The sequence below is a fragment of the Barnesiella sp. An55 genome, assembly GCF_002161555.1.
In the GTDB taxonomy this organism is placed as follows: domain Bacteria; phylum Bacteroidota; class Bacteroidia; order Bacteroidales; family Barnesiellaceae; genus Barnesiella; species Barnesiella merdipullorum.
In genome coordinates this window covers 1-25,932 of the sequence record NZ_NFHZ01000012.1, presented here as the reverse complement: position 1 = coordinate 25,932, position 25,932 = coordinate 1, and the positions used below count along the sequence as shown (strand labels likewise).

The 25,932-nt window shown below is 51.1% G+C and carries 17 protein-coding genes and 1 CRISPR repeat array; of the genes, 10 read left to right on the top strand and 7 right to left on the bottom strand.

What is annotated here, in order from left to right:
• Positions 1-8: 8 nt before the first annotated feature.
• The 4 genes from B5G10_RS08330 to B5G10_RS08315 all read left to right on the top strand — a co-directional run bounded on the left by B5G10_RS08330 (position 9) and on the right by B5G10_RS08315 (position 6,750).
• Entirely contained in the window at positions 9-2,078 is a 2,070-nt protein-coding gene (locus B5G10_RS08330) for a family 20 glycosylhydrolase (protein WP_087424278.1), read from the top strand.
• 45 nt (positions 2,079-2,123) lie between these two features.
• Complete coding sequence (locus B5G10_RS08325; RefSeq protein ID WP_087424342.1) at positions 2,124-3,440, top strand: MFS transporter; 1,317 nt, start codon at positions 2,124-2,126, stop codon at positions 3,438-3,440.
• Between the two features lie 83 nt (positions 3,441-3,523).
• Positions 3,524-4,495 carry a glycoside hydrolase family 130 protein gene (locus tag B5G10_RS08320; RefSeq protein ID WP_087424277.1) on the top strand — a complete coding sequence of 324 codons (972 nt, stop codon included), beginning with the start codon at positions 3,524-3,526 and terminating at the stop codon, positions 4,493-4,495.
• Entirely contained in the window at positions 4,495-6,750 is a 2,256-nt protein-coding gene (locus B5G10_RS08315; protein ID WP_087424341.1) for a GH92 family glycosyl hydrolase, read from the top strand. The genes B5G10_RS08320 and B5G10_RS08315 overlap by 1 nt, the downstream gene beginning before the upstream one ends.
• A 102-nt stretch (positions 6,751-6,852) precedes the next feature.
• Here the strand turns inward: B5G10_RS08315 and guaA are convergent, their stop codons facing one another.
• Genes guaA through B5G10_RS08300 form a run of 3 tightly spaced genes read right to left on the bottom strand, consistent with a single transcriptional unit; the run spans position 6,853 to position 11,354 of the window.
• Positions 6,853-8,376: a glutamine-hydrolyzing GMP synthase gene (gene guaA / locus B5G10_RS08310; protein ID WP_087424276.1), complete on the bottom strand. Its 1,524-nt coding sequence runs from the start codon at positions 8,374-8,376 to the stop codon at positions 6,853-6,855.
• A 12-nt stretch (positions 8,377-8,388) separates the two neighbouring features.
• Complete coding sequence (locus tag B5G10_RS08305; protein ID WP_087424275.1) at positions 8,389-10,635, bottom strand: cation:proton antiporter; 2,247 nt, start codon at positions 10,633-10,635, stop codon at positions 8,389-8,391.
• Positions 10,636-10,637: 2 nt separating this feature from the next.
• Positions 10,638-11,354 carry an MgtC/SapB family protein gene (locus tag B5G10_RS08300; protein ID WP_087424274.1) on the bottom strand — a complete coding sequence of 239 codons (717 nt, stop codon included), beginning with the start codon at positions 11,352-11,354 and terminating at the stop codon, positions 10,638-10,640.
• 265 nt (positions 11,355-11,619) lie between these two features.
• Between B5G10_RS08300 and B5G10_RS08295 the strand changes: the two genes are divergently transcribed.
• A complete protein-coding gene (locus tag B5G10_RS08295; protein ID WP_087424273.1) occupies positions 11,620-12,669 on the top strand; it encodes an acyltransferase in 1,050 nt (349 codons plus the stop codon).
• Between the two features lie 61 nt (positions 12,670-12,730).
• Here the strand turns inward: B5G10_RS08295 and fabD are convergent, their stop codons facing one another.
• Complete coding sequence (gene fabD / locus B5G10_RS08290; protein WP_087424272.1) at positions 12,731-13,618, bottom strand: ACP S-malonyltransferase; 888 nt, start codon at positions 13,616-13,618, stop codon at positions 12,731-12,733.
• A gap of 207 nt (positions 13,619-13,825) precedes the next feature.
• Between fabD and B5G10_RS08285 the strand changes: the two genes are divergently transcribed.
• The 5 genes from B5G10_RS08285 to B5G10_RS08265 all read left to right on the top strand — a co-directional run bounded on the left by B5G10_RS08285 (position 13,826) and on the right by B5G10_RS08265 (position 18,770).
• Positions 13,826-14,929 carry a TlpA disulfide reductase family protein gene (locus B5G10_RS08285; RefSeq protein ID WP_087424271.1) on the top strand — a complete coding sequence of 368 codons (1,104 nt, stop codon included), beginning with the start codon at positions 13,826-13,828 and terminating at the stop codon, positions 14,927-14,929.
• 199 nt (positions 14,930-15,128) lie between these two features.
• Entirely contained in the window at positions 15,129-15,374 is a 246-nt protein-coding gene (locus tag B5G10_RS08280; RefSeq protein WP_087424270.1) for a twin-arginine translocase TatA/TatE family subunit, read from the top strand.
• Positions 15,375-15,478: 104 nt separating this feature from the next.
• Positions 15,479-16,306 (top strand): twin-arginine translocase subunit TatC, encoded by an 828-nt coding sequence (tatC, locus tag B5G10_RS08275; RefSeq protein ID WP_087424269.1) that lies wholly within the window; start codon positions 15,479-15,481, stop codon positions 16,304-16,306.
• A 157-nt stretch (positions 16,307-16,463) separates the two neighbouring features.
• Positions 16,464-17,525 carry a hypothetical protein gene (locus tag B5G10_RS08270; protein WP_087424268.1) on the top strand — a complete coding sequence of 354 codons (1,062 nt, stop codon included), beginning with the start codon at positions 16,464-16,466 and terminating at the stop codon, positions 17,523-17,525.
• Positions 17,526-17,531: 6 nt separating this feature from the next.
• The gene (locus B5G10_RS08265) at positions 17,532-18,770 is read left to right on the top strand and encodes a hypothetical protein (protein WP_143241100.1); all 1,239 of its coding nucleotides are present in this window, start codon (positions 17,532-17,534) and stop codon (positions 18,768-18,770) included.
• A gap of 101 nt (positions 18,771-18,871) precedes the next feature.
• Positions 18,872-20,740: direct repeats of the CRISPR family, unit length 24 nt; unit sequence TATCTTTGACTTATTAAATACAGC.
• 108 nt (positions 20,741-20,848) lie between these two features.
• On the opposite strand, the gene cas2 is transcribed toward B5G10_RS08265, so the two are convergent.
• From cas2 to cas9, 3 genes are read right to left on the bottom strand one after another with little or no spacing between them, the layout of a single operon-like run.
• On the bottom strand, positions 20,849-21,187 hold the full coding sequence (cas2, locus tag B5G10_RS08260; RefSeq protein ID WP_087424266.1) for a CRISPR-associated endonuclease Cas2: 339 nt from the start codon (positions 21,185-21,187) through the stop codon (positions 20,849-20,851).
• Positions 21,187-22,116: a type II CRISPR-associated endonuclease Cas1 gene (cas1, locus tag B5G10_RS08255; RefSeq protein ID WP_087424265.1), complete on the bottom strand. Its 930-nt coding sequence runs from the start codon at positions 22,114-22,116 to the stop codon at positions 21,187-21,189. The genes cas2 and cas1 overlap by 1 nt, the downstream gene beginning before the upstream one ends.
• On the bottom strand, positions 22,113-25,595 hold the full coding sequence (gene cas9 / locus B5G10_RS08250) for a type II CRISPR RNA-guided endonuclease Cas9 (protein ID WP_087424264.1): 3,483 nt from the start codon (positions 25,593-25,595) through the stop codon (positions 22,113-22,115). The genes cas1 and cas9 overlap by 4 nt, the downstream gene beginning before the upstream one ends.
• Positions 25,596-25,932 lie beyond the last annotated feature (337 nt).

Below are 25,932 nucleotides of genomic sequence, written 5' to 3'. Positions count from 1 at the left end.
ACATACACATGACAAAACGCAATATATTCCATAGCGCGCTGTTTGCCCTCCTCCTGTTGGTGGGGGCAAGCAGTTGCAGCCAACCCCAAGAACTCAACATCATCCCCATGCCCCGGTCGGTAGAGTATCATCGGGGCGAATTCATCCTCTCGCCTGAGACGAAGTTCTACTCGTCGCTCTCACCCGAGAGCAAACAGGCCCTGGCCCGCTACCTCGAGGGTACGGCTCTCGATTCAGTAGCTTTTGCCGACGAAGCCACCGGTAACGGGGGTATCGAGCTGACCCTCTGCGACACGACTGTCGTGCCCGAAGCCGAAGGCTACCACCTCGAAATCGGCAAGAAGGGAGTGAAACTCTCGGCCAGTACCGAGACGGGTATCTTCTACGGCATACAGACTCTGCTCCAGCTGTTGAACAACGGCGACGGCAAGACTCTTCCCGCCGTGACCATTGCCGACTCGCCCCGATTCCCCTACCGAGGCATGCACCTCGACGTGTCGCGCCACTTCTACGACAAGGAGTTTGTGAAGAAACAGCTCGATGCCATGGCCTACTTCAAGATGAACCGCTTCCACTGGCACCTCACCGACGGCGCCGGCTGGCGTATCGAAATCAAGAAATATCCCCGCCTCACCTCGTTTGCCGCCTGGCGTCCCTTTGAGAAACTGAACGACTGGTGGACCGGCGGCCGCACCTTCTGCGAGCAAGACGACCCGCGCGCCGTGGGCGGATATTACACACAAGACGACATCCGCGAGGTGGTAGCCTACGCCGCCGAACGTCACATCACCATCATTCCCGAAATCGAGATGCCGGGCCACTCCGAAGAGGTGCTGGCCACCTACCCCGAACTCTCCTGCTCGGGCAAACCCTATGTCGATGCCGACTACTGCATCGGCAACGAGAAGACATTCGAGTTCCTCGAGAACGTATTGCTCGAAGTGATGGACCTCTTCCCCTCGGAGTATATCCACATCGGGGGCGACGAGGCTTCGAAAAACGGCTGGCGCAACTGCCCCCGCTGCAAGAAGCGGATGGCCGACGAGCACCTGGCTTCGGTCGAAGAGCTGCAGAGCTACATGATACACCGTATCGAGCGGTTCCTCAATGACCACGGTCGTAAGCTCATCGGCTGGGACGAGATTATCGAGGGCGGTCTCACCCCCACCGCCACCGTCATGTCGTGGCGTGGCGAAGAGGGTGCCATCCATGCCGTCAAGGCCGGTAACCCCGCCATCATGACCCCCGGCAAATATTGCTACCTCGATGCCTATCAAGATGCCCCCGGCACCCAACCGATGGCCATAGGCGGTTACCTCACCCTCGAGAAGGCCTATTCGTTCGAACCGGTACCCGACTCGCTCTCCACGCAGGAGGCCGCCCTCATCAAGGGCTTGCAGGGTAACGTATGGACCGAGTATATGCCCACGCCCGAGCACACCGAATATATGATTTATCCCCGCATACTGGCTTTGGCCGAGGTAGGCTGGACTCCCGCTGAACGCAAAGACTGGACAAGTTTCCACGCCCGTGCCCTCCAGGCTGTGAACTATCTGCGCAGCAAAGGCTACAACCCCTTCCCGCTCGATAAAGAGGTGGGCGACAAACCCGAATCGCTGCAACCCATAGAGCACCTGGCCCTGCACAAGACCGTCACCTATGCCACGCCATACAGCAAGCAATATGCGGCACAAGGCGACCAGAGTCTCGTCGATGGTGTGCGCGGAGGCTGGATGTACAACGACGACCGCTGGCAGGGATTCCTCAACAGCGATATCGACGTGACCATCGACCTGGGCAGCGAGACCGCCATCCAAGAGGTGAGTGCCGAGTTCCTGCAACTGAAAGGCCCCTATGTGTGGTTGCCCAAACAGGTTGTCATCTCGGCATCGAAAGACGGTAAAGCGTATGAAACCCTGGCCACCGTTGCCAACGACATCTCGCCCGAGGTCGAGACCCTCCAGTTCAAGACCTTCGGCTGGCAAGGCAACACCCAGGCCCGCTATGTGCGCTACCAGGCACAGTCGAACGGCATTGCCGGCGGCTGGCTCTTTACCGACGAAATCATCGTCAAATAAAACAGAACAGACAAGAGAGATAAATACGAAATAATGGAGAAGAAAATCAACAAACGTTCGATCAGTCCCATTCGGTGGATACCCTCGGCCTACTTTGCCATGGGTATGCCCTTTGTTGTGCTCAACATGGTCGTAGTACTCATGTACAAAGGCATGGGCGTAGATAACACTCAAATCACCTTATGGACTTCGCTCATCATGCTGCCATGGACTTTGAAGTTCCTTTGGAGTCCGCTACTGGAAATGTACCGCACCAAAAAATTCTTTGTGGTAACTACCCAGATCATCACCGGTATCACCTTCGGCCTGGTAGCACTATCTCTGCATCTACCGCCATTCTTTGTCATTTCCATTATCCTGCTGGCCATCATAGCCTTTAGCGGAGCGACCCACGACATTGCCTGCGACGGCGTATATATGTCGGAACTTTCCAAAACCGATCAAGCCAAATACATCGGTTGGCAAGGAGCATTCTACAATATTGCCAAGGTTGTAGCTTCGGGTGGATTTGTATATCTGGCCGGCTATTTGATCAACTATTTCGGTGGCGGAGAAAAAAATGCAGCCCCCGAGGTAGTGAGACAAGCCAATGAAAATGCGTGGACAATCGTCATGCTCGTGTGTGCGGCCGTAATGGTAGCCCTGGGTATATACCATATCTTCACCCTACCCTCGAGTCAGCAGGAGAAGAGCAATAGCCCCCTATCGGAACAACTGGACGAATTGTGGCATGTGATTGCCGACTTCTTCACCAAAAAGCATATTGTCTATTACATTTTCTTCATTATCCTCTACCGGTTTGCCGAGGGGTTTGTCATGAAAATCGTACCGTTGTTCCTCAAAGCCTCACGTGCAGAAGGTGGCTTGGGACTGACCGAACAGCAGATAGGTATCTACTATGGTACCTTCGGGGCGGCAGCCTTTGTAATCGGATCTATCCTGGCAGGATACTACATTTCACACTTCGGGCTGAAACGCACCCTCTTCTCGTTGTGTTGCATCTTCAACATCCCCTTTGTGGTATATGTATTCCTGGCCCTTTATCAACCCGAGAATACCAGCCTTATTGCAACAGCTATCGCATTCGAATACTTTGGCTACGGATTCGGATTCGTGGGGCTCACCCTTTTCATGATGCAACAGATTGCCCCTGGCAAACACCAGATGGCACACTATGCCTTTGCCTCGGGCATCATGAACCTGGGCGTGATGATACCCGGTAGTATCAGTGGCTGGATATCCGACATGATTGGGTATCACGATTTCTTTATCATGGTAATGATTGCTACCATACCCTCGTTCCTGATTACCTATTTCGTACCGTTCACCTACGACGATTCGAAAAAACAGACGGAGAAATAACACCACCGCATGGTAGTGTCGGGGAAAATGCCGATATTTAATCCGAAAAAAATATAGTACCAATTTCAAAAACGAAAAACGAAATGAGCAAGAAAATAGTTATCCCTTGGGAAGAGCGTCCGGTAGGATGTACCGATGTCATGTGGCGTTACTCGCACAACCCGGTAATCGACCGTTACCACATCCCCTCGTCAAACAGTATCTTCAACAGCGCCGTAGTACCTTTCGGCGACGGCTTTGCCGGGGTATTCCGCTGCGACAACCGGGCCGTACAGATGAACATCTTTGCCGGATTCAGCAAAGACGGTATCCACTGGGATATCGAGCACGAGCCCATCAAGTTCAAACCGGGCAACACCGAGATGATTGAGTCGGAGTACAAATACGACCCGCGTGTGACCTGGATCGAAGACCGCTACTGGATTACCTGGTGCAACGGCTACTACGGTCCTACCATCGGTGTAGGCTACACCTTCGACTTCAAGGAGTTCTTCCAATGCGAGAATGCCCTGTTGCCCTTCAACCGCAACGGTGTGCTCTTCCCGCAGAAGATCAACGGCAAGTATGCCTTGCTGAGCCGTCCCAGCGACAGCGGCCACACGCCCTTTGGCGACATCTACATCAGCTATAGCCCCGATATGAAGTTCTGGGGCGAACATCGTCACGTGCTCTCGCCCACTCCGTTCCCCGAGAGCGCCTGGCAATGCACCAAGATAGGAGCCGGCCCCATCCCCATCCTCACCGACGAAGGGTGGTTGCTCTTCTACCACGGTGTCATCACCACCTGCAACGGATTCCGCTACTCGATGGGTGCCGCCCTCCTCGACAAAGACGACCCCTCGAAGGTGCTCTACCGCACACGACCCTACCTGCTCGCCCCCGCCGCTCCCTATGAGTTGCAAGGCGACGTGCCCAATGTGGTATTCCCCTGCGCAGCCCTTACCGAAGACGACCGGGTAGCTGTCTATTACGGCGCCGCCGACACGGTTGTGGGTATGGCATTCGGATACATCTCGGAAATCATCGAGTTTACCAAAAACAACTCCATATTATGATGCACATTCGCAATCTCATCATTGCGGGTATCTTAACGGCAGTCTCGTCCGTCCCGGCAGGGGCAGGCGAGCCTGTTGCTTATATCAACCCGTTTATAGGCACCACCAACTTCGGCACCACCAACCCGGGAGCCCTCTGCCCCAACGGGCTCATGTCGGTTACCCCCTTCAACGTCATGGGGTCCGACCTGAACGTCTATGACAAGGATGCCCGCTGGTGGTCCACCCCCTATGAATATCACAACCGCTTCTTCACCGGCTTCTCGCATGTGAACCTCAGCGGCGTGGGCTGCCCCGACCTGGGCTCTCTGCTGCTCATGCCCACGAGCGGCGAGCTGTGTGTCGATTACAAGCAATATGGCAGTGAATACAACCAGGAGGAGGCGCATCCCGGTTACTATGCCAACCACCTCACCCGCTACGGTATCGACACCGAGGTGAGCGCTACCCTGCGCAGTTCGATTGCCCGGTTCACCTATCCCGGCGGCGAGAGCCACATCCTGCTCAACCTGGGCGAGGGTCTCACCAACGAGAGCGGCGCCACGGTGCGCAAAGTGAGCGACACCGAGTATGAGGGCAGCAAACTGCTGGGCGGTTTCTGCTACTACAACCGCCAGGGGGTATTCCCCATCTACTTCGTGATACGGGTCGATAAGAAACCCATGCAATCGGGTTACTGGAAAAAACAGCGCCCCATGACCGGCGTAGAGGCCGAGTGGGACCCCGACAACGGGAAATATAAAATCTATTCGCGTTACACCAAAGAGATGTCGGGCGACGATATCGGCGTATTCTTCTCGTACGATACCCAACCGGGCGAGCAGATTCAGGTACAGGTAGGCGTGTCGTTCGTCAGCACGGCCAACGCTCGTGAGAATCTCGACCGAGAACAACAGGGATTCCAGTTCGACCAGGTGACTCACCAGGCCCGCCAGCAGTGGAACGACATCCTGTCGCGTGTCGAAGTCGAGGGGGGTAGCGACGAACAGAAGACCATCTTCTACACGGCTCTCTACCACATGCTCATCCACCCCAACATTCTGCAGGACGTGAACGGGCAATATCCCGCCATGGAGAGCCAGCAGATACTCACCACCCGGCACAACCGCTACACGGTATTCTCGCTGTGGGACACCTTCCGCAACGTGCATCCCTTCTTCTCGCTCGTCTATCCGCAGATGCAACTCGATATGGCCCAATCGCTCATCGATATGTACAACGAGTGGGGATGGCTGCCCCGTTGGGAACTCTACGGCAACGAAACCCTCACCATGTCGGGCGACCCCGCCATCATCATGCTGGCCGACACCTGGCTGCGCGGCTTGAAGGGATTCGACGCCGAAACGGCCTACCGGGCCATGGTGAAATCGGCCACGGCACCGAGCAGCGAAAACATACTGCGCACCGACAACGACGACTACATGCAACTGGGTTATGTGCCCCTGCGTGAACAATTTGACAACTCGGTATCGCACGCCCTCGAATACTACCTGGCCGACTTTGCCCTCTCGCGCTTTGCCGCCGACCTGGGACACAAGGACGACGCCAAACGCTTTGCCACCCGTTCGCTGGGCTACAAGCACTACTATTGCAAGGAGTATGGCACGCTGCGCCCCATCCTGCCCGACGGCAAGTTCTACACCCCCTTCGATCCCATGCAGGGCATCAATTTCGAACCCTCGCCCGGATTCCACGAGGGGAATGCCTGGAACTATACCTTCTACATCCCGCACGATATCGACGGGCTCAAGCGGCTCATGGGGGGCGACAAGAAATTTTCCGCCAAACTGCGCAAGGTATTCGACGAAAATCTCTACGACCCGGCCAACGAGCCCGACATCACCTACCCCTACCTCTTTGCACAGGTCAAGGGTGAAGAGTGGCGCACCGACTCGCTGGTAAACGCACTCTTGAAAAAATATTTCAAGAACCAACCCGACGGTATTCCCGGCAACGACGACACCGGCACCATGTCGGCCTGGGCCGTATTCAGCATGATGGGCCTCTACCCCGACTGTCCGGGTATCCCCCGCTACACGCTCACAGCCCCTACTTTCGACCGCATCACCCTGCACCTCGACCCGCGCTACTACAAGCACGAGACGCTGGTAATCGAGTGTGAGCGCCCCTCGGCCGATGCCATCTACATCGACCACGTCGAGGTCAACGGCAAGCGACTCAAAGGCCGCTTCATCTCGCACGACGATTTGGTCAACGCCGGCACCATCCGGTTTGTCCTCACCGAGAAGAAATAGAGCAATTCAATCTTTCTTCATAATACGAAACGGGACCGACTTCCTATCCAGGAATCGGCCCCGTTTTTTATTTTAATCATTACTTGTGGAAGTAATCCTCTCTTACTCCCACTCGATTGTCGAAGGCGGTTTGGAACTGATATCATAGACTACGCGGTTCACGCCACGCACCTTGTTGATGATATCGTTCGATACCTTGGCCAGGAACTCGTAGGGAAGGCGGGCCCAGTCGGCAGTCATACCGTCGGTCGAGAGTACGGCACGCAAGGCCACGGCACGCTCATAGGTACGCTCATCGCCCATCACACCTACCGACTGTACCGGCAGCAGTATCACACCGGCCTGCCATACCTTGTCGTAGAGGTCGTTATCGATGAGCCCCTGGATGAAGATGTGGTCGGCATCTTGCAGGATGCGCACCTTCTCGGGGGTGATATCGCCCAGGATACGCACGCCCAGTCCGGGACCGGGGAAGGGATGACGCCCGATGAGTTTGTTGCTGATACCCAGCTCGCGGCCCACGCGGCGCACCTCGTCCTTGAAGAGCAGGCGCAAAGGCTCTACCAGCTTCAGATTCATCTTCTCGGGCAGCCCACCCACGTTGTGATGCGACTTGATGGTCATGCCGGTAATCGAGAGCGACTCGATTACATCGGGATAGATCGTACCTTGAGCCAGCCACTTGATATCGGTAAGCTTGCGGGCTTCGCGGTCGAAGATATCGATGAAACCTTTGCCGATGATCTTGCGTTTCTTCTCGGGGTCGGTCACCCCTTTTAACTGTTCGTAGAAATAGTCTTTGGCATCGATGCCCAGCACGTTGAGGCCCATATCCTTGTAGTTGGCCAGCACGCTCTCGAACTCGTTCTTGCGCAACAACCCGTTATCGACAAAGATACAGGTGAGTCGGCTGCCAATGGCCTTGTTGAGCAGTACGGCGGCTACGGTCGAATCGACACCTCCCGAGAGAGCCAACACCACCTTGTCGTCGCCCAACTTGGCTTGCAACTGGGCCACCGTGTGCTCGATAAACGAGGCAGGCGTCCAGTCCATGTTGCAGTGACAAATGTCGCGCACGAAGTTGGTGAGCAACAGGGTACCGTCTTCGCTGTGATACACCTCGGGGTGGAACTGCACGCCCCAGGTCGGCTCACCCTCGATGTGGAAAGCGGCGGTCTTTACCTCGTGGGTACTGGCCACGAGCTTGAACGACGGGGGAATGACCGTGATGGAGTCACCATGCGACATCCACACCGTAGAGTTCTCGCGCACACCGTGCATGAGGGGATCGCTGTCGTCGTGCCAGGCCAGGTTGGCTCGCCCGTATTCACGGGTATCGGCCGACTCGACTTTCCCGCCCGAAGTGTGGGCCAGGAACTGAGCTCCATAGCAGACACCGAGCACCGGATAGACACCGCGGATGTGACTCAAATCGACAAAGAGAGCCTGAGGATCGTTTACCGAGTAGGGACTCCCCGAGAGAATAACACCCTTGATACCCTCGTCGCCATAGGGAAACTTGTTGTAGGGCAAGATTTCGCAGTAGGTATTCAGCTCCCGCAAACGGCGGGCGATAAGCTGAGTGTACTGGGATCCGAAATCGAGAATAATAATCTTTTCCTGCATAATCGTAGGTCTTTATGTGTGTTGTATTGGATTGTTCATAATCTTTTCGCGCGTCAACTGCTTGATGTTGTCGGGCTCGCCGGCCAGCCAAATGACGTCGTGGGCCTCGAAGCGTATCTGCCCGTCGGGCTGGTGGAAGGTCCCGTCGGCCCGCTCGATACCCACGATAAGGCAGTTGTCCTGGTTGCGGATATTGAGCGACGAACTGGTCTGCCCAATCAGCGGCGAATCGTCGGGCACCACCACATGAGTGAAGGTCACCTCCTTGTTTTCGCTCTCGTCGTCGGTCGAAGAGCTGCCCTCGACCACAGCGAGCAGCGACTGTATCTGGTCATCGGTACCGATAACCCCTATCGTATCGCCGGGGAAGATGCGGGTCTCGCCCTTGGGTATATTGATGCGTTTCGTGCCGCGCTGGATGCTCACCACGTTCACGCCATACTCCTTGCGCAGGTTCGAGTCCATGAGCCGGCGCCCGGCAAAGGGACAATCGGCATTCACATCCATATAGGCCAGGTGCATGTCGCTCACCAAGCTCGTATTGCGGCCGGTCTTGCGTAACTCCCGTTCGTTGAGGTTGTCCATAAAGAGGGTCTCGATGCGTGTGAACTGTTTCTGGATGCGCTTCGACAACAGAATGAGTACCACGATAAAGAGCCCCAGCCCCAACAATACACCCGTGCGTTGAGAATGTACACTCGAGAGGTAGTAGATGATGAAGAAGAGAGCCAGCAGAATGCGGAATACGATCATCAGCGTGAGCGGTACCCGGTTGGCCCTGCCCTCACCCAGTTTTTTGATTAGATTCATGTTCACCTCCTTGACCATGAGGGCCCACAAAAAGGGCGACATGACAACCAGTGTCACCACAGCCGTAATGAGCCGGCCCCAGCCAGGCAGAATATCGAGCATGAGAGGCATGAACCATGACTTGGAGATGAGAATGATAGCCACGATGATAGCCGAATAGAGTACGACTCGCCACAGATATTGGGTAAGAGCCTCTTTCCACACGGCCTTGTGCGGTTTAATCTCGGTTTGACTCTGGCTGTACCGGTCGATAACCGAGAGCCACTTCTCGGGCACATGCCGCTCTACCCAGCCATATGCCGGGTCGGACAGGCGTATGCAGTAGGGCGTGAGGAAAGTAGTAATTACCGACACGGCTACCACGATGGGATAGAGAAACTTGTCGATCACATTGAGCGACATACCCAACGAGGCGATGATAAAGGCAAACTCACCGATCTGGGAGAAGCTGAAACCCGACTGCATCGATATCTTGAGCGACTGTCCCGAGGCCAGCATACCTACCGTGCCAAAGAATACCTGTCCCACAATAACGACCAGCGACAGCAGACAGATGGGCAAAGCATACTGGCTCAACGCATCGGGACTTACAAGCATGCCCACCGACACGAAAAAGATGGCACCGAAGAGGTCTTTGACCGGGCCCACTACCTTGCCAATGCGCTCGGCCTCGTTGGTACCGGCCAGAATCGACCCCATGACAAAGGCTCCCAGAGCCGAAGAGAATCCTACATAAGTGGCTAGCACAACCATGCCCAGGCAGAGGCCCATCGAGACAATCAACAGCGTCTCGTCGTTCAAGAAGCGGCGAGCCTTTTTCAGGAAAATCGGCAGCACGGCCACCCCCACCACAAACCAGATGATGAGGAAAAAGACCAGCTTGGCTACGCTCTCGAGCAACTCGGCCCCTTCGAATGTATTCTTTACCGCAATCGACGAGAGTATCACCATCATCACCACGGCAAAAAGATCCTCAACAATGAGCACGCCGAATACTAAATTGGCAAAAGCTTTCTTCCGTAGGTTCAAATCGGTGAAAGCCTTGATAATAATGGTTGTGGACGACATGGAGAGCATCGCTCCCAAAAAGACACTGTCGAGGTAGGTAAAGTGCAGCAATCGGCCGGCTCCATAGCCGACAAACATCATGCCCGCCACAACTACCAACGCCGTAATCACAGCCGACGAGCCCACCTGAAACAGCTTCTTGAAGCTAAACTCCAGCCCCAGAGAAAACAAAAGTACGATAATACCCAACTCGGCCCACAGATTGATATCGGCCTCGTCGATAATTGTAGGGAAAAAACCGAAATTGGGGCCCACCAGAAAACCGGCCACGATATATCCCAGCACAACAGGTTGCCGGAGTTTCTTAAACAGCAAGGTTACCACCCCGGCCACTATCAAGATAAGGGCCAAATCGGTAATGAGTGAATCCAACCCTCCCATAATCAGATTTCGTTTTGAAGAGAAATATATTCGGTTCGATACAGATTTCGCATGCGGGCAAAAAGCGAGATAAAATCGGTTGTCGAGCGAGCAAGCACGACAAACTTCAAATCGGTCTTCTGCTCCCCATAATTATACTCGACCAACACGTTGTGCAACGAAACGTTATACTGCCCCAACAACTGCTTGTAGGGCTCGAGCTCCTCCACAATCTCGTTGGTTCGCAGGTGAATGATGCGGCCCTCCCAATCGAGCTTGGCATGTCGTTCATACTGTTCGAGACTCACCAGCGTAAAGAGGATAAGCGCCGTCGAAATGATTGCAACCCAATAGAGCCCCACGCCCACGGCCAGACCCAGAGCGGCCACCATCCAAATGCCCGCGGCGGTAGTCAACCCACGCACCGAACCTTTGGTCTGGATAATGGCCCCGGCACCCAAGAAACCTACACCCGTAATCACCTGCGCGGCCACCCGACCGGGGTCACCGTTTTTCAATCCCAAATAGACTTGTGGAATGTAAATCGACACAATCATCGCCAGCGTTGCCCCCATCGAAATAAGAGCAAAGGTGCGGGCTCCGGCCACCTGACCCTTTCGCTTTCGCTCAAAGCCAACGATGCCACCCAACAACAGGCTCAGGGCCAACTTGAAGGTAGCCGAGGCAATGGTCACCTCTGTGTCGGATATGGCTGCCAGAAAATCATCGAAGATATTCATATCTTACCTTTTTACCCCTACAAAGATACGAAAAGGTGAATGTAAAAAAGCCAAGCAGGCTCGAGTTTTTTGTTGAATCAAATCATAACTTATCTAAAGAACATGAAAAAGGGATGGCTCTCCACTCTCCACCGTCCCCCCGGTATGCTCATTCCCATCCCCGCGACCCGGTACAGGCTATCAGAAAACTCCGTTTTCATTTGCCTCGACCCCCGCCATTTCCTACTTTTGTATGTCCTTATGACAACTTACAAAAGAGAAATTCATGATCAAACCCCTTACCTCGCTACGCTTCGTGTTTGCCTTTTTGGTATTCATGAGCCACATGAACCTATTTCTCCACGAGGAGCCCGGCTTCTTGTGGCATCTCTTTCGCGAGGGATATGCCGGAGTGAGTTTCTTTTTCATGCTGAGCGGGTTTATCCTGGCCTATACCTACCAGCAACGGCTCATTGAAGGTACGGCTACCGTACGCTCGTTCTATGTAGCCCGCGTGGCCCGCATATATCCGTTGCACCTGCTGGCACTGCTCGCGTCGCTCTTCTTTTTGCAATTCTTTGTCCATCCCTCGGCTGGCGACTTCGGCGAACTGGCCATCAATACCTTGTTGTTGCAAAGTTTCATTCCAGGACAAGAATTTCTGTTCAACTCGGTAAGTTGGAGCCTCTCCGACGAGGCTTTCTTTTACGCCCTCTTTCCTGTGATTATATTCTCGACCGTCCGTGACCGGCGACGAGGAGCCCTCACGCTCTGGAGTCTCCTGGGCATCGGCATTGTGCTTTCGGCCTACCTCTTGCGCAACAACCCTTGGGAACACTGGACGCTCTATATCAATCCTCTCTTCCGCATCTTTGACTTCGTATTGGGAATCGCCCTCTACAACCTTTGTCGCTGGTGGGAGTCGCGCCACCCACAGCAAAGGCACTATACCCGCCTCGAATGGCTGGCCTTGCTCCTGCTCGTTGCGGCTTACTGCCTGGCCTTCTTTATCCCGGTATCCTTCCGCCGCAGCGTGTGGTACTGGCTGCCTATGGGATTGCTCATCGCCTCCTTCTACTTTCACCGAGGAACTCTGTCACGATTACTCTCACACCCCCTATGTGTGAAGTTGGGCGAAATTAGCTTTGCCTTCTACCTGTTTCACTACCTGGTAATACAGGGGGTAAGAATCGTACTCCACCATCTGCATCTGTCTCTCCCGCTTGCCGGTGAATTTGTCGTTGCCCTGGTGACAAACGTCGCCGCAGCCTATATAGCTCACCAATATATCGAACAGCCGCTGAACCGGCTCATTCGCAAGCGATTCTCGTCCTGACAAAAAAAGAGGCGACAACCCCGCGGGTCATCGCCTCTCGTTTATCTCGACAGCGTCTTGTTTACTGTACACCCGAAGTGGTTACTTCAGACGAAATCTTCTTGACCAAACCTTGCAGTACGGCACCGGGACCTACCTCGATAAAGGTATCGGCACCGGCAGCAATCATGTTTTGAACCGATTGAGTCCAACGCACGGGAGCCGTCAACTGAGCAATCAGGTTTTTCTTGATCTCCTCGGGATCGGTTTGCGGCTGAGCGTTTACATTCTGATAAACGGGGCACTTGGGCGTGTGGAAGTTGGTGTGAGCGATAGCGTCGGCCAACTCGGCACGAGCGGGCTCCATCAGCGGCGAGTGGAAGGCACCGCCCACTTTCAGCGGGAGGGCACGTTTGGCGCCGGCAGCTTTCATCAGTTCGCAAGCCTTGTTGATGCCTTCAATGCTTCCCGAAATCACAATCTGTCCCGGGCAGTTGTAGTTGGCGGCCACACAAACTTCGCCTTCGGCGGCTACCGATGCGCAGATTTCCTCTACTTTCGCATCCGGCAGAGCAATGATGGCTGCCATGGTAGAGGGATGGGCTTCGCAAGCCTTCTGCATGGCTTGGGCACGAGCCGAAACCAGACGTACACCATCCTCAAACGACAAAGCTCCGGCGGCTACCAAAGCCGAGAATTCACCCAGCGAGTGACCGGCTACCATATCGGGATCGAATTTGTCGCCCATCGTCTTGGCCAAAATGACCGAGTGCAAGAAGATGGCCGGCTGGGTAACCTTGGTCTGACGCAGGTCCTCGTCGGTACCGTTAAACATCAGGTCGGTGATATTGAAGCCCAATATCTCGTTGGCCTTATCGAACATCTCTTTGGCTACGGGGTTGTTCTCGTAGAGGTCTTTACCCATACCTACGAATTGTGCCCCTTGTCCGGGAAATACAAATGCTTTCATTTCTATTGTTTTTTAATTACGGAAATTTTTCCTTATTCCAAAATCGCTGCAAAGTTAAATCAATTTATCAGGATGAGCAAACTTTTACATATCAATATCATTTTTAAGAGTAAAATAGAAGCTCACCGCCCAAAGAGGCCACTATAAATAACTATTTCTTTATTAAAAATTTCTATCTTTGTGGCCATTACATAAAATTTCGATATCATGAAAAACAAAATCCATCTGCTGGCAATGACCGCAATTGCCACCACGATTATCTCGTGCAACACACCCCCGCCGTCCTACACCATCGAAGGTATCGTAACCGACTCGACTCTCAACGGTCACATGGTTTACTTGACCGACATGGCCTCGCACGAGGCTATCGACAGCGAAATAATTACCGACAACAAGTTTTCATTCACCGGCAAAGCCGACACCGCCTTTGTAGGCCTGCTGCAAGTACGCCCCTATCGCGCCGCGATAATTGTCGAAAACGGGAAAATCCATGCCGAACTTGGCAAGGAGAATAAAATTTCGGGGACTCCCCTTAACGACGACTTAACTCGATTCCTGTCCGACATCGACTCCACAAACTTAAAACTTCGTCGCTATCAAGAAGAGATGAACCAACTGATTGCCGACTCGGCACCCCAAGAACAGATACTAAAAATCTACACCTCTTTCCAAAACAGCATAGACAACCTCTCGTCCAGCTACTTCGACCGCAATAACGACAATGCATTGGGCGCATACGTCTTGTACTACTGGAGCAATTTCTTGCCTCCGGCCCGTCTCGACTCGGTTCTCAACCTGGCCGGCGAAAACATAACGAACAACGCACTCGTCACACCGCTCATCGAGGTAGTTGACGAGTGGCGAAAAACAGCTTCGAGATCTCTGTTTACCGACTTTACCATCGAACAACCCGACAACACGGAAGTTTCGCTGTCGGACTATGTAGGGAAAGGCAAATATGTATTGGTCGATTTCTGGGCCTCTTGGTGCGGTCCCTGCCGCCAAGAGATGCCATACCTCAAGGAAATCTACGACAAATACCACGACCAAGGGCTCGAAATCCTGGGCGTTGCCGTGTGGGATGAACCCCAAAATACACTTCAGGCAATAGCCGAACTGGAGATTGCCTGGCCTCAAATCATCAATGCCCAACGAATTCCTACCGACCTCTACAAGATCGAGGGAATACCCCACATCATCCTGTTTGCCCCCGATGGAAAGATTGTAGCTCGTGGCTTGCGCGGCCAGGCGATGAAAGACAAAATCGACGAAATTATGCACAACAACACCGGTTCTACCCACCTGCAATAAAAGGTAACGTTGTAGTTTTCACATACGACAGGGGCTTGCCACGAGAAGAGGCAAGCCCCTGTCGTATTACCACTCCACGAAACAGATATCGTTGCCCATTCCCTCCACAAAAGCGTATTAATCAATTTTGATATAGATTTGTTGTATTATACAAATATTCTTTCTTATTTTGTTCCGTAAACACTAAACAGACAACAAAATGAATACACTTTCTGCGATATTGCTACTTTTCGGGAATCTGGGGACCACTGAGGTTATCATCATCTTTGTGGTGATTCTGCTCTTGTTCGGTGGCAAGAAAATACCCGAACTGATGCACGGAATAGGAAAAGGTGTACGCAGTTTCAAAAAGGGCATGAACGAAATCGAAGACGAAATAAATACCACTCCCGCCCCCGACAACAAAGAGAAGGCCAAAGAACTTCCCAAAGAGGGAAACAAATAATCCCGACACCCTTGTCACAACCCGTCGAGTACAACAACGGTAGAATTTCTGTTTGGTCGTTACCCCGCAGCAGGTAAACCTGCGAGGAGAATCATTGTATTGGTATGAGCAACGAATTGAAAGAGATGAGTTTTTGGGATCACGTCGAAGACTTGCGCAAGGTCATCCTGCGCTCTATCGGCGCCATTATCCTCTTGTCTGTCGTATTCTTTGCCCTCATGCCCTACATCTTCGACAGCATCATACTGGCCCCTTGCCACTCCGATTTTATCCTGTATCGCTGGCTGTGTGCGCTCAATCAGCACACGGCTATTCTACCCGATTTCTGCAACGACCAGTTCGAGGTAAAACTCATCAACATACAACTGGCATCGCAGTTCTTCATCCACATGAGCACCTCCATGTGGCTGGCCCTGTTGGTCGCCTTTCCATACGTCATTTACGAATTGTGGAGCTTCATCAGTCCGGGACTCTATGCCGGCGAAAAGCGTCATGCCCGAGGCGCCTTTCTGGCGGGCAACATCATGTTTTTCATAGGCATTGCCGTAGGTTATTTTCTGGTATTCCCCCTCACCCTGCGGTTCCTGGCCGAGTATCAGGTGAGCGAACTGGTCCCCAACCAAATTTCTCTCGACTCCTACATGAACAACTTCCTCACCCTCAACTTCATCATGGGTTTGGTTTTCGAATTGCCGCTCCTTTGCTGGCTGCTGTCAAACATGGGGCTCATTACCCGGCGGTTCTTCAAGACCTATCGTCGTCATGCAATCGTCATTCTGCTCATCCTGGCCGCCCTCATTACCCCCTCGAGCGACCCCTTCACACTCTCGGTCGTATTCGTTCCTCTCTATGCTCTTTATGAAATCAGCGCCTGGGTGGTGAAACCGGCTCACAAAGACGAAGATGACGACGAGACCGACAAAGCCGAATAATAAGTCTTTGCAAAACAATAGAAAACAGGCTCACAACCCATACTCATATTCCAAGCCCAGGCTGCATATTCCCGACACAGGATTATAACTATTTAAAATTTATTTGTATATTTACATCTCTTTCTGAAGAGATCATACCACCTTACTTAATCTTGCCATGGAAAAAGAAGAGACGAAACACACCGATAACACCACCCCTTCGGCCCAATCGGAAAATCCCAAAGTCGAAGTGCTCATCGTGCGGCACAAGCAGCTGTTCGAGACCCTCAAGAACCCGCGCATGATGTGGCGTGTGCTGCTGTCGCTCTTTATCATCATCGTCGTGTTGTTCGCCGGGCTCGTATTCGTAGTCATCTCGATCAAGAGCTTCTACCCCTACAACGTCATCCAGACCAACCTCTACGGAGCCACCATCATGAAAACCGAAGACAAGGAGGTGATATACTGGCTCTTCAACACGGCCGAACTGTGGGCCAACTCGGGTATAGAAGTACACAAAAACGACGAGCTGACCATACGCGCGTCGGGAGCCTCGTTTACCGCCATACACCACCTCATAGAGAGTGCCAAAAACAACTCTCTCCCCTCCGACAAATGGGTCGATACCGACGGTCAGAACAAGACCGAACCTCGCGATGTGCTACGCGCCAAATACCGCATAAGCAACCAATGCGAAGTGGGCAAACTGCTCATGCAGGTAATCCCTGCCGAATACCAGAAAACCCAAATATCGTGGGACAAAGAGGCCCTCTCGCACTTCGACAACAAACAGAATATCGAGATCATAGGAAAAGGACGCGAAAAGTTGAAGATAAAACAAGACGGGATACTCCACTTTGCCGTAAACGACATCGTATTGACCGACACAATCATCGATCAGATGTACCGCGAGAATCTCGACTCAATTATCCTGCGCTGTTCCAATAAGATAGACTACAACAAAGTCATGCAGTGTATATCGCAAAATCCCAAAATAGAGGAGCTCAAAAAATACAACGAGCTCATCTTCTCCAACGACTCGACAAACTACCAATACGTAGGACTCAGGCTCGGCTACTACCCCTTCACAAGCGAAAAATCCGAAGAGGCAGAGAAAACCAAAAGGGCCTACTACCCCCTTGTAAACGAACTCATCTACTACAAAGAGAAGCAATATTTCGACGCCTGGTTCATGGACAACGTGGGCTCTTTCTTAATTGTTATCGAACGAAAAAAGTAACATCGCATGGCAATGGGGTTAAATTCACTCATCGATACGATCAAGCGCAGTATCATCACCGGTACCTCGGCCAATGTCAAGATTGTTGACAAGTCATTTTTCGCCGAATTGCTGGGCGAAGACAACAATCCCGACATAAAGGGAAACGAGTCGCTGGGCATCAAACCGTTCTGGAAATACGACACAACCAAACGGTTTCCCTTCTTCACGGCCCTGCTGCGCCTGCTCTATGCCTGCTTCATGTGCATCGTCGCACTCTTCTACTGGATAGCCTCTGTCGTATGCTGGATGTTTACCGGCGAATGGAAAAGCAAACGCACCTCGGCACGACTCAACGCCATCATCTTCATCTCGATGATCATCGTCTATATCGTACTCATCGTGTCGATGCTGGCCTTCCTCATAAACAACGTGCTCCTCTTCCCGCCCAACAGCGACATCAACTCTCGAGGCGCCATCACCATGAACCAGCCCTGCGGCCGCGAACACACGGTCTATCTCTTCAATACCGCCATCTGTTGGGCCAATACCGGCGTCGAACTGCTCGAAGGTGACATCGTAGAAATCACCACATCGGGCTCATTCTACGGGCGCATAACCGATTTGAACGACAAGAATCGAGACAATGCCCGGCTAAACTTCAATTGGAACAACACCGCCTACCCGGCAAAAACCGAAACATTCGACAGCCTGTGCATCTATAAAGAAGCCGATGCCCAATTCGGTTCACTCCTTTGCCATATCCACTCCGAGAGTGCCGGGAACGCCTATGACAGCGATTCGTGCAAAGCCATCATACAATTGGCCAGCGGGCAGAAGAACAGCTTCACCGCACATCAGCCCGGCTACCTGTATGTCACCGTAAACGACATATACCTCACCGATGCCGTCTTGAAAAAGATCATGGCGTCAAATACACTCAAACGGGAACTACTCCCCTATGGCAAAGAGAACTTTCTACAAACCGCCTGGCAAAACCCCACCCTTTGGTTCAACGATAACCTGGGAGAAATACTGCTCAACATCTCCATCACCCGAAACGTAATCAAAAGCGACGGCTCCACCGTCTCTCCCGGCATCTATTCACGCCTCTACCGACTCGTCGAGCAAGAAGCCAACAACGACCACAAGTGGATACACCTGGCCATCGCCCTCGTCGCCCTCACCCTGCTCCTAAGTGCCGACTATGCCATCGGGCGAATGATTCAGCGGAAAAGAAAACATACATCATCCACCCCCTCATAGACTCTCATTGGGGCACAAAGGCCTAAATTACTGGATGCCGCGCGGGGCGCGGTATCCTCCCAAAGCTCCTTCATATATTTGCTCTAAACTCGCCATTTCGCTATCTTTGACTTATTAAATACAGCTCGGGGTCAACCAGGAGGAAAGACTCAGAAGTTGTGATTCGCTTTCAAATTTGTATCTTTGACTTATTAAATACAGCTTATCTACTTTTTTGTAATCGTTATTTCTCGTTGTGATTCGCTTTCAAATTTGTATCTTTGACTTATTAAATACAGCCCGAAAACGGCAGTGTTACAAGCTCGACAAGTTGTGATTCGCTTTCAAATTTGTATCTTTGACTTATTAAATACAGCGCTTATCGATATTTCGGTTTGTCTGAGCCAGTTGTGATTCGCTTTCAAATTTGTATCTTTGACTTATTAAATACAGCGTCATATGCAGTTACTGCTAATTACTACAAGTTGTGATTCGCTTTCAAATTTGTATCTTTGACTTATTAAATACAGCAAGCAAATCGGGGTCTATTGATATTTGCGTGTTGTGATTCGCTTTCAAATTTGTATCTTTGACTTATTAAATACAGCTCCCAAGAGGCCCAACAGATAGCCGGTGTGTTGTGATTCGCTTTCAAATTTGTATCTTTGACTTATTAAATACAGCTGGCTTGACAAGGCAACTACAAGCAGCTAGTTGTGATTCGCTTTCAAATTTGTATCTTTGACTTATTAAATACAGCGGTAAATCACCCCTCGCTTAATGTGCAGTTGTTGTGATTCGCTTTCAAATTTGTATCTTTGACTTATTAAATACAGCAATACTCAGACAAAAAGGTGGCTTGGTTTGTTGTGATTCGCTTTCAAATTTGTATCTTTGACTTATTAAATACAGCGGCAGGATAGAGGCGAGCAAACCGTTGCCTGTTGTGATTCGCTTTCAAATTTGTATCTTTGACTTATTAAATACAGCTCAAGCCCTTCAAACGTTAGCCATACCTCGCGTTGTGATTCGCTTTCAAATTTGTATCTTTGACTTATTAAATACAGCATAAAATGTTTGTAAAGCCCGAGCTTATGCGTTGTGATTCGCTTTCAAATTTGTATCTTTGACTTATTAAATACAGCACCATAATCTACAACTTCATCAGTTTCTTGTTGTGATTCGCTTTCAAATTTGTATCTTTGACTTATTAAATACAGCTTTTTCAATTCATCGTCGGAGTATTCGTATGTTGTGATTCGCTTTCAAATTTGTATCTTTGACTTATTAAATACAGCTTCGTCCTTATGCTGATTAACAACGCTTCAGTTGTGATTCGCTTTCAAATTTGTATCTTTGACTTATTAAATACAGCTAACTGGGAGAGATACGACCATTATGCACCGTTGTGATTCGCTTTCAAATTTGTATCTTTGACTTATTAAATACAGCAACTGTCTATTTCAAGAAACAGTATTTTTTGTTGTGATTCGCTTTCAAATTTGTATCTTTGACTTATTAAATACAGCAACGCTCTGGCAAGCCCTATCGACGCGCTAGTTGTGATTCGCTTTCAAATTTGTATCTTTGACTTATTAAATACAGCATACTCCATCAGCGGGCGGGTGTCCCCGTTGTTGTGATTCGCTTTCAAATTTGTATCTTTGACTTATTAAATACAGCATACCCAAGCTGTTTTCTGTCTTTCGCTGCGTTGTGATTCGCTTTCAAATTTGTATCTTTGACTTATTAAATACAGCTTTCTCATTCTCTTACTCGAAATAGTACCTGTTGTGATTCGCTTTCAAATTTGTATCTTTGACTTATTAAATACAGCAACGGGAACTTCGGGTTCGGCAACAATGGGGTTGTGATTCGCTTTCAAATTTGTATCTTTGACTTATTAAATACAGCTTTTCATCGGCCGTCAGTTGAGCGTTCGACGTTGTGATTCGCTTTCAAATTTGTATCTTTGACTTATTAAATACAGCACAATACGTGCATCATATTTATAGTCAAACAGTTAAACAATCTGTTAGGATTTAAAATCAAAGCTGTATTTTATAAAAAAGCCGATTATATGATCGGCTTTTTTGTTTTTAGAAAAGCTCGAGTTGCTGAGGAGGCACCTGAGGTTTAGCCTCTTTGGCCGAATAGAAAATCTCCATGAGACCAAACTGTTTATCGGTAATACACAAAATACCCACTTTCCCCAGGGGAGGTAATGAAAGTTTTACCCGACGAATATGCACCTCGGCATTCTCCCGGCTGGGGCAATGCCGCACATAAATGGAGAATTGAAACATGGTAAAACCATCTTGCAATAGTTTCTTTCGAAAATCGGCATAGTATTTTCGCTCCCGTTTTGTCTCTGTTGGCAAATCGAAAAACACCAAGACCCACATAATGCGATATTCGCTAAAACGGTCGAGATTCATCACATCTCAGGATAAACAATTTTACGCAGCTCTCCACTAAAACATTTATAAAGCGATGCCGTAGTTTGGGCTACGGCCACCATCAGTGGACTGCGACGGCCTTGTATATCCACCTCTACAACAGGAAGAGACAACAGCTTAGCCTTCAAATCGGTTGTCATCACCGCATAATCGGCTCCACTTGCCACAATATCGCACACCAATTTATCGACATAGGGGCGATAGGGTTCCATCACATCATCGGCCAGGCAATAGGCATTGTAGCGGTTGTGATGATGGATACCCCACGTTGGCAACAAGCCACTAACAACCAATGCACGCGCAACCACCGCTCGCACAATAGCATAGCCATAGTTGAGCAGCTGGTTGGGTGGATTGCCTTCCCGGTCGCGCCGAAACCCCTTGAACTCGGGAAAGAGTGCCGACCAATAGTAGGCTGCCGCACGCGCTTCCATATTGCCGGTATCGCCACTGCGCACCTCGCCTATCCAGGCTCGCATATTCCTCGCCCCGATACCTCGCGATTCCAATACGGCTGCCTGATTGGCAATCTTTTGCTGGACGGTCTGTTGCCACAGTTGCTTCTTCAGCGGTTGCGATGCTGTGAGTTGATGGCGAAACCGCTCGGTTTGTGTCGTATTACCGCAAAGGGGTAGCATCAACCCTACGGGCATCCGGTTCTTATCACAGGTAATTACAGCACAATTATTCTCGAGTAGAGCCTCAAGCAGTCCATGGGTAACTGTAATTTGCGAATGATCAAGTACCACGACACCTATATCTTCGATAGGAATTGTTCGCTCGGCTTCCCGCTTGAAGGTATCGGGCAACGCATCGTTTTTCGATACCTCGGGCAGGCGCAAAACCAACTGTCCGTTGCGCAAGCTCAAGTATGAAGGATTTCCGAAATATAGTGTGCGCTTAATCATAATGCTTCGTCTATTTCACCCAGCACCGACAAATGCACCTTATGGGGATTTAACTCCGATAGAGCTTTAATGCTACGAACCCGCTTCAATTTTCCCATACGGATAGACAACGTCGCATTGGGCTTTCCATCATATTCATCGTCTACCTTGGTTTCTACATGGTATCTGAAGCGATAATCACCTGTACTTACATTTTGCACCCGATAGAGGTACTTGTTCAGCAAGGCATAGTCGCGATGATCCATGGCATAGCGATAATCCTCGTCGCTCATGCCCAGGATAAACATTTCGTTTTGCTGCAAAGAGAGTACAAACTGCCACTTCACATCGGGGAGGGTTTTCAGGAAGGCCTCAGAGAGGTCGGTTCGCTGCAACACACTGTCCCACACGGCTTGTGGCTGCGTGATAATGGCTGGAAGCCCGGCCCTTCGCCGATCGACCGCATTCCAGAAGGTAACGATCTGCTCCCGATACTTGCCGGCCTCGTCGCGATAGATGGCTACGTGGTGATTGTTACCGGGGTTGGCCCAAGCTATCGGACTCCCCGCCTCGTTGCGCCTGAGCGGGACCAACGTATCGACCGCAGGCCGGGCCAGGCACCGCACGGTGCGAATGGCGACACGCCCCTCGGCATCGCTATATACAGGGGTGGCAAAGGCCTTTTTGGGATCATCGTCGTACTGGGCCAAACGGTCGGAGAGTATCTGGCGGATACCCTCGTCAACTACTTTGTTGAGAGACTTGCAATCAATTGAAGCAACGGGATATTTGAGCACGGCATACGGCACTTGCACGGGATTGCCCTGCTTGTCTTTCTCCCATCGGCGAATAATGCCATATACACTCTCTTCGCTCAAGGCTCCGCGAGGCACCAGCAACCCACGCTGAGCCACCACCCGCTTGCCCTTCTTGCGAGTGTAGCGCTTGCCGGGGGTTACCGACTTCTTGCCGGCCTTGAACGAAATCAATATCTTGTCGGCTGCCTCACGCACCTGGGCTACCGTGAAATGGGGCTGCGACTGGATATACCGTTCCAGATTTTGAGAGCGCACATCTTCTTCTCCCTCTTCTCCTTCTACCTTGCTTTGAGCGTTCATGCTGTTCAACCGCTGTATGTAGCCCTGCTTGGTACAGGCTATCGTGAGGGCATCGATGGCATGGTGACGATGGTCGAGACGCTTGGTCCACCCGACTATCTGCTCTTGTTTCATCACACTGCCGTTGTGCTGCACCTCTTTCATCTCGGTAAGCCCCACCGCTTTATATCGGGGCAAGTTCAGGTCGTGCAACACGGTATCCCATCCCCACGTATGACGCAGAAAATCGGTCACCGTACCGCTGGTTGCCGTTACCTGGCGACACACCATCGAGAGCAGCTCACGAGCTTTGCGGGCAATATACTGGCTCTCGCGCAACTGTCTGTCTATAAAATCCTTGGGAATGTCTTTACCGGGGGTAAGCAGATTGCGCCACTTGGGTTTCAATATCTTGCCCCGATCCAGCAGGTCGTTTACCCGACCGAGATAGTTCTGGAAGCTCTCCGCATCTTTCGACGCCATATAATCGTAGGCGGTTCTGTTTCCCTTCTCGCTATTGCAGCGGCGGCACGAACAAACCTTGTTCATAAAGCTGTTGTCGAAATACAACGACCGGGGTATGATGTGCTCGACCTCCACGCCGAATCCTTGCAAAAAATCACTCAGTTTTACAGGCTGCCCGCAATAGATGCAACATTGATCGGTCTCTTCCCACATCTTATACTTCTGGATGCGCGAGCGTGTGGCGATGCCATACTCGGCTATGCGGGCGGCAATCCGCTCGTTCTCACGCTGAGTGCGCAGAATAGACTTGTAACTCTTCTCCCGCTCCTCCTTGCTCTGCTTCAGCTCACGAGCCAGCTCCACCCGTATCTCGTCGAAACGGCCATACTTCTCCATGAGAGCATTTACCACGTTGACCATCTGGTTAAGAATCTTCTCGACCACAGGTTGCCGCAACTCGTTTTTGCGAATAGCCGGCAAGCGGTCGAGCAGTTGGCGCGCCTCGCTCTCGGCCTTGGTCTCGCTACGGCTATGATTGTATCCGGCGGCAGCACACGCATCGGCATAGTTCAGCCCCAGTTGCAGGAAAGGCAAAATGCGGCGCATCGCCTTACTCGATTTGTTGCCAAAACCGGCTTTCACGAAATCGAGCTTACTCAAGCGGGCGAGCACCTCTTCGTCGTCGATACCGAACTGCCAGCGCAACACAGCCTGCAACTGCTCGCGATCGTCGATTGAATAGAGTACATGCCAAAGTCTGTACAGCGGTTCCTGCTCGAACGAGGTATCAATGATGGGCAGAATCTCGCCAGTCTCTTCATCGACCAGTGTAGAGTCCACCTCACGAACATTGAACTGCAACAAATGCTCCTGGTCTGGATAATTGCCCAAAGCCTTGGCTATATCGATGCGGGTCTTGTTACCCTGCAGCCCGGCCTTGAACTGGTCGCCAAACCGAAAGCCGCCCGACTTGGGCAACCCCAACAGCTTCATCAAATCGCCTATTTTGAGCTTTTCATGAGTATTCATAAAATCCAATATCCGATTCTTCTGCTCCAGCGAAATCTCAATCACCTCGTTCCGGCGGTCTCTGATCTCAATGTGGTTTATGCTCTCCCACAACCGGCAAAGCTGAAACAGCGGAGAGGTGCGGGGAGCAACCCGAGGACCGGCAAATACCTTCTCGCCGGCCCCATTCTCATAGGCACGCTTCTCAAACTCGCAAAGCGAAACCAAATGCTTGCACGATTTCAGGGGCCGTTGGTAGTATATAATCTCGTCGCGTATGCAACGGATATTCTCATCGGTCAGAATCTGCGGATAGAACTGTCGCTGGCAGGCCATCAAGCGGTCAAACTCCTCGACATACGCCTTGCGTGGATAGACCTGCTCTTTACAGCGGTAAAAAGGGTCGGCACTCAACGCCTTGAACAGATGCTGACCAATGGTCAACCCCTCGGCCGTCAACTGGTCGTATCGGTTGAGAATCGTCTTCACATAATCGGTCGTCTTCTTATCGCCCGAGAAATCACTTTTGGTCGATTTGTATCCCCGTTTCTGATTCAGATGCAGCAACACTCGTCCCAACTCAGGCAAAGCTATCTGCTCAGTCACCGCGCGAGAACGCAATCCCCACAATTGCAACTTGGGCAATCCTCTCAACGAAGCATCAGGCAACATTCCCAACGACCGCAACTTTTCTATCAGTGCCGACCTGCGCAACTGGTAACGGTCATACCCCCTACGCTGTCCTCGAGTCCGTGTCCGCTGAGCATTTACCGACTCTCCGTTACCTTGAGTAAACGACGACAACTCCTCGACCGAAAGTTGTACAATACGACTTCCCATCGCTATCAAGTCCCTATTATCTTCATCTTCATGAACAACAGCCCAACCTATACTCGAAGACCCTAAATCCAGCCCCAATATATTTTTCATGTTAATCGTGTGTTTATAGTATTCCCTATTTTTTTGTAAATGTAAAAAAATTTATCTATATACAATATAATTAAGAAAGAATTCCTATATTTGCTCTACAAATTTGAAAGCAAATCACAATAAGGATTATTCCGTTGTGAAAACATCTGAGAGGGGGAGCTTCTTGCTCCTCGTCTTTTTATATGCCATCCCTTCTACTTATATACCCCTACAATCACGGCCTAGTCGACAAAATTCAGGATTAAACCTCAGTAAAGCATTGATTTTAATATCTTTGTGAAGATTATTATAAATATGGCACAAAAAATGCTTTTTCTGTGGGTCTTCACATGTGGTC

Coding starts and splice junctions, on each gene's coding strand:
- B5G10_RS08315 (WP_087424341.1), top strand. CDS start 4,495: ATGCACATTCGCAATCTCATCATTGCGGGTATCTTAACGGCAGTCTCG.
- cas9 (WP_087424264.1), bottom strand. CDS start 25,595: ATGAAAAATATATTGGGGCTGGATTTAGGGTCTTCGAGTATAGGTTGG.
- B5G10_RS08320 (WP_087424277.1), top strand. CDS start 3,524: ATGAGCAAGAAAATAGTTATCCCTTGGGAAGAGCGTCCGGTAGGATGT.
- B5G10_RS08330 (WP_087424278.1), top strand. CDS start 9: ATGACAAAACGCAATATATTCCATAGCGCGCTGTTTGCCCTCCTCCTG.
- B5G10_RS08300 (WP_087424274.1), bottom strand. CDS start 11,354: ATGAATATCTTCGATGATTTTCTGGCAGCCATATCCGACACAGAGGTG.
- B5G10_RS08280 (WP_087424270.1), top strand. CDS start 15,129: ATGAATACACTTTCTGCGATATTGCTACTTTTCGGGAATCTGGGGACC.
- fabD (WP_087424272.1), bottom strand. CDS start 13,618: ATGAAAGCATTTGTATTTCCCGGACAAGGGGCACAATTCGTAGGTATG.
- B5G10_RS08295 (WP_087424273.1), top strand. CDS start 11,620: ATGATCAAACCCCTTACCTCGCTACGCTTCGTGTTTGCCTTTTTGGTA.
- B5G10_RS08265 (WP_143241100.1), top strand. CDS start 17,532: ATGGCAATGGGGTTAAATTCACTCATCGATACGATCAAGCGCAGTATC.
- guaA (WP_087424276.1), bottom strand. CDS start 8,376: ATGCAGGAAAAGATTATTATTCTCGATTTCGGATCCCAGTACACTCAG.
- cas2 (WP_087424266.1), bottom strand. CDS start 21,187: ATGAATCTCGACCGTTTTAGCGAATATCGCATTATGTGGGTCTTGGTG.
- B5G10_RS08285 (WP_087424271.1), top strand. CDS start 13,826: ATGAAAAACAAAATCCATCTGCTGGCAATGACCGCAATTGCCACCACG.
- cas1 (WP_087424265.1), bottom strand. CDS start 22,116: ATGATTAAGCGCACACTATATTTCGGAAATCCTTCATACTTGAGCTTG.
- B5G10_RS08270 (WP_087424268.1), top strand. CDS start 16,464: ATGGAAAAAGAAGAGACGAAACACACCGATAACACCACCCCTTCGGCC.
- B5G10_RS08305 (WP_087424275.1), bottom strand. CDS start 10,635: ATGGGAGGGTTGGATTCACTCATTACCGATTTGGCCCTTATCTTGATA.
- tatC (WP_087424269.1), top strand. CDS start 15,479: ATGAGCAACGAATTGAAAGAGATGAGTTTTTGGGATCACGTCGAAGAC.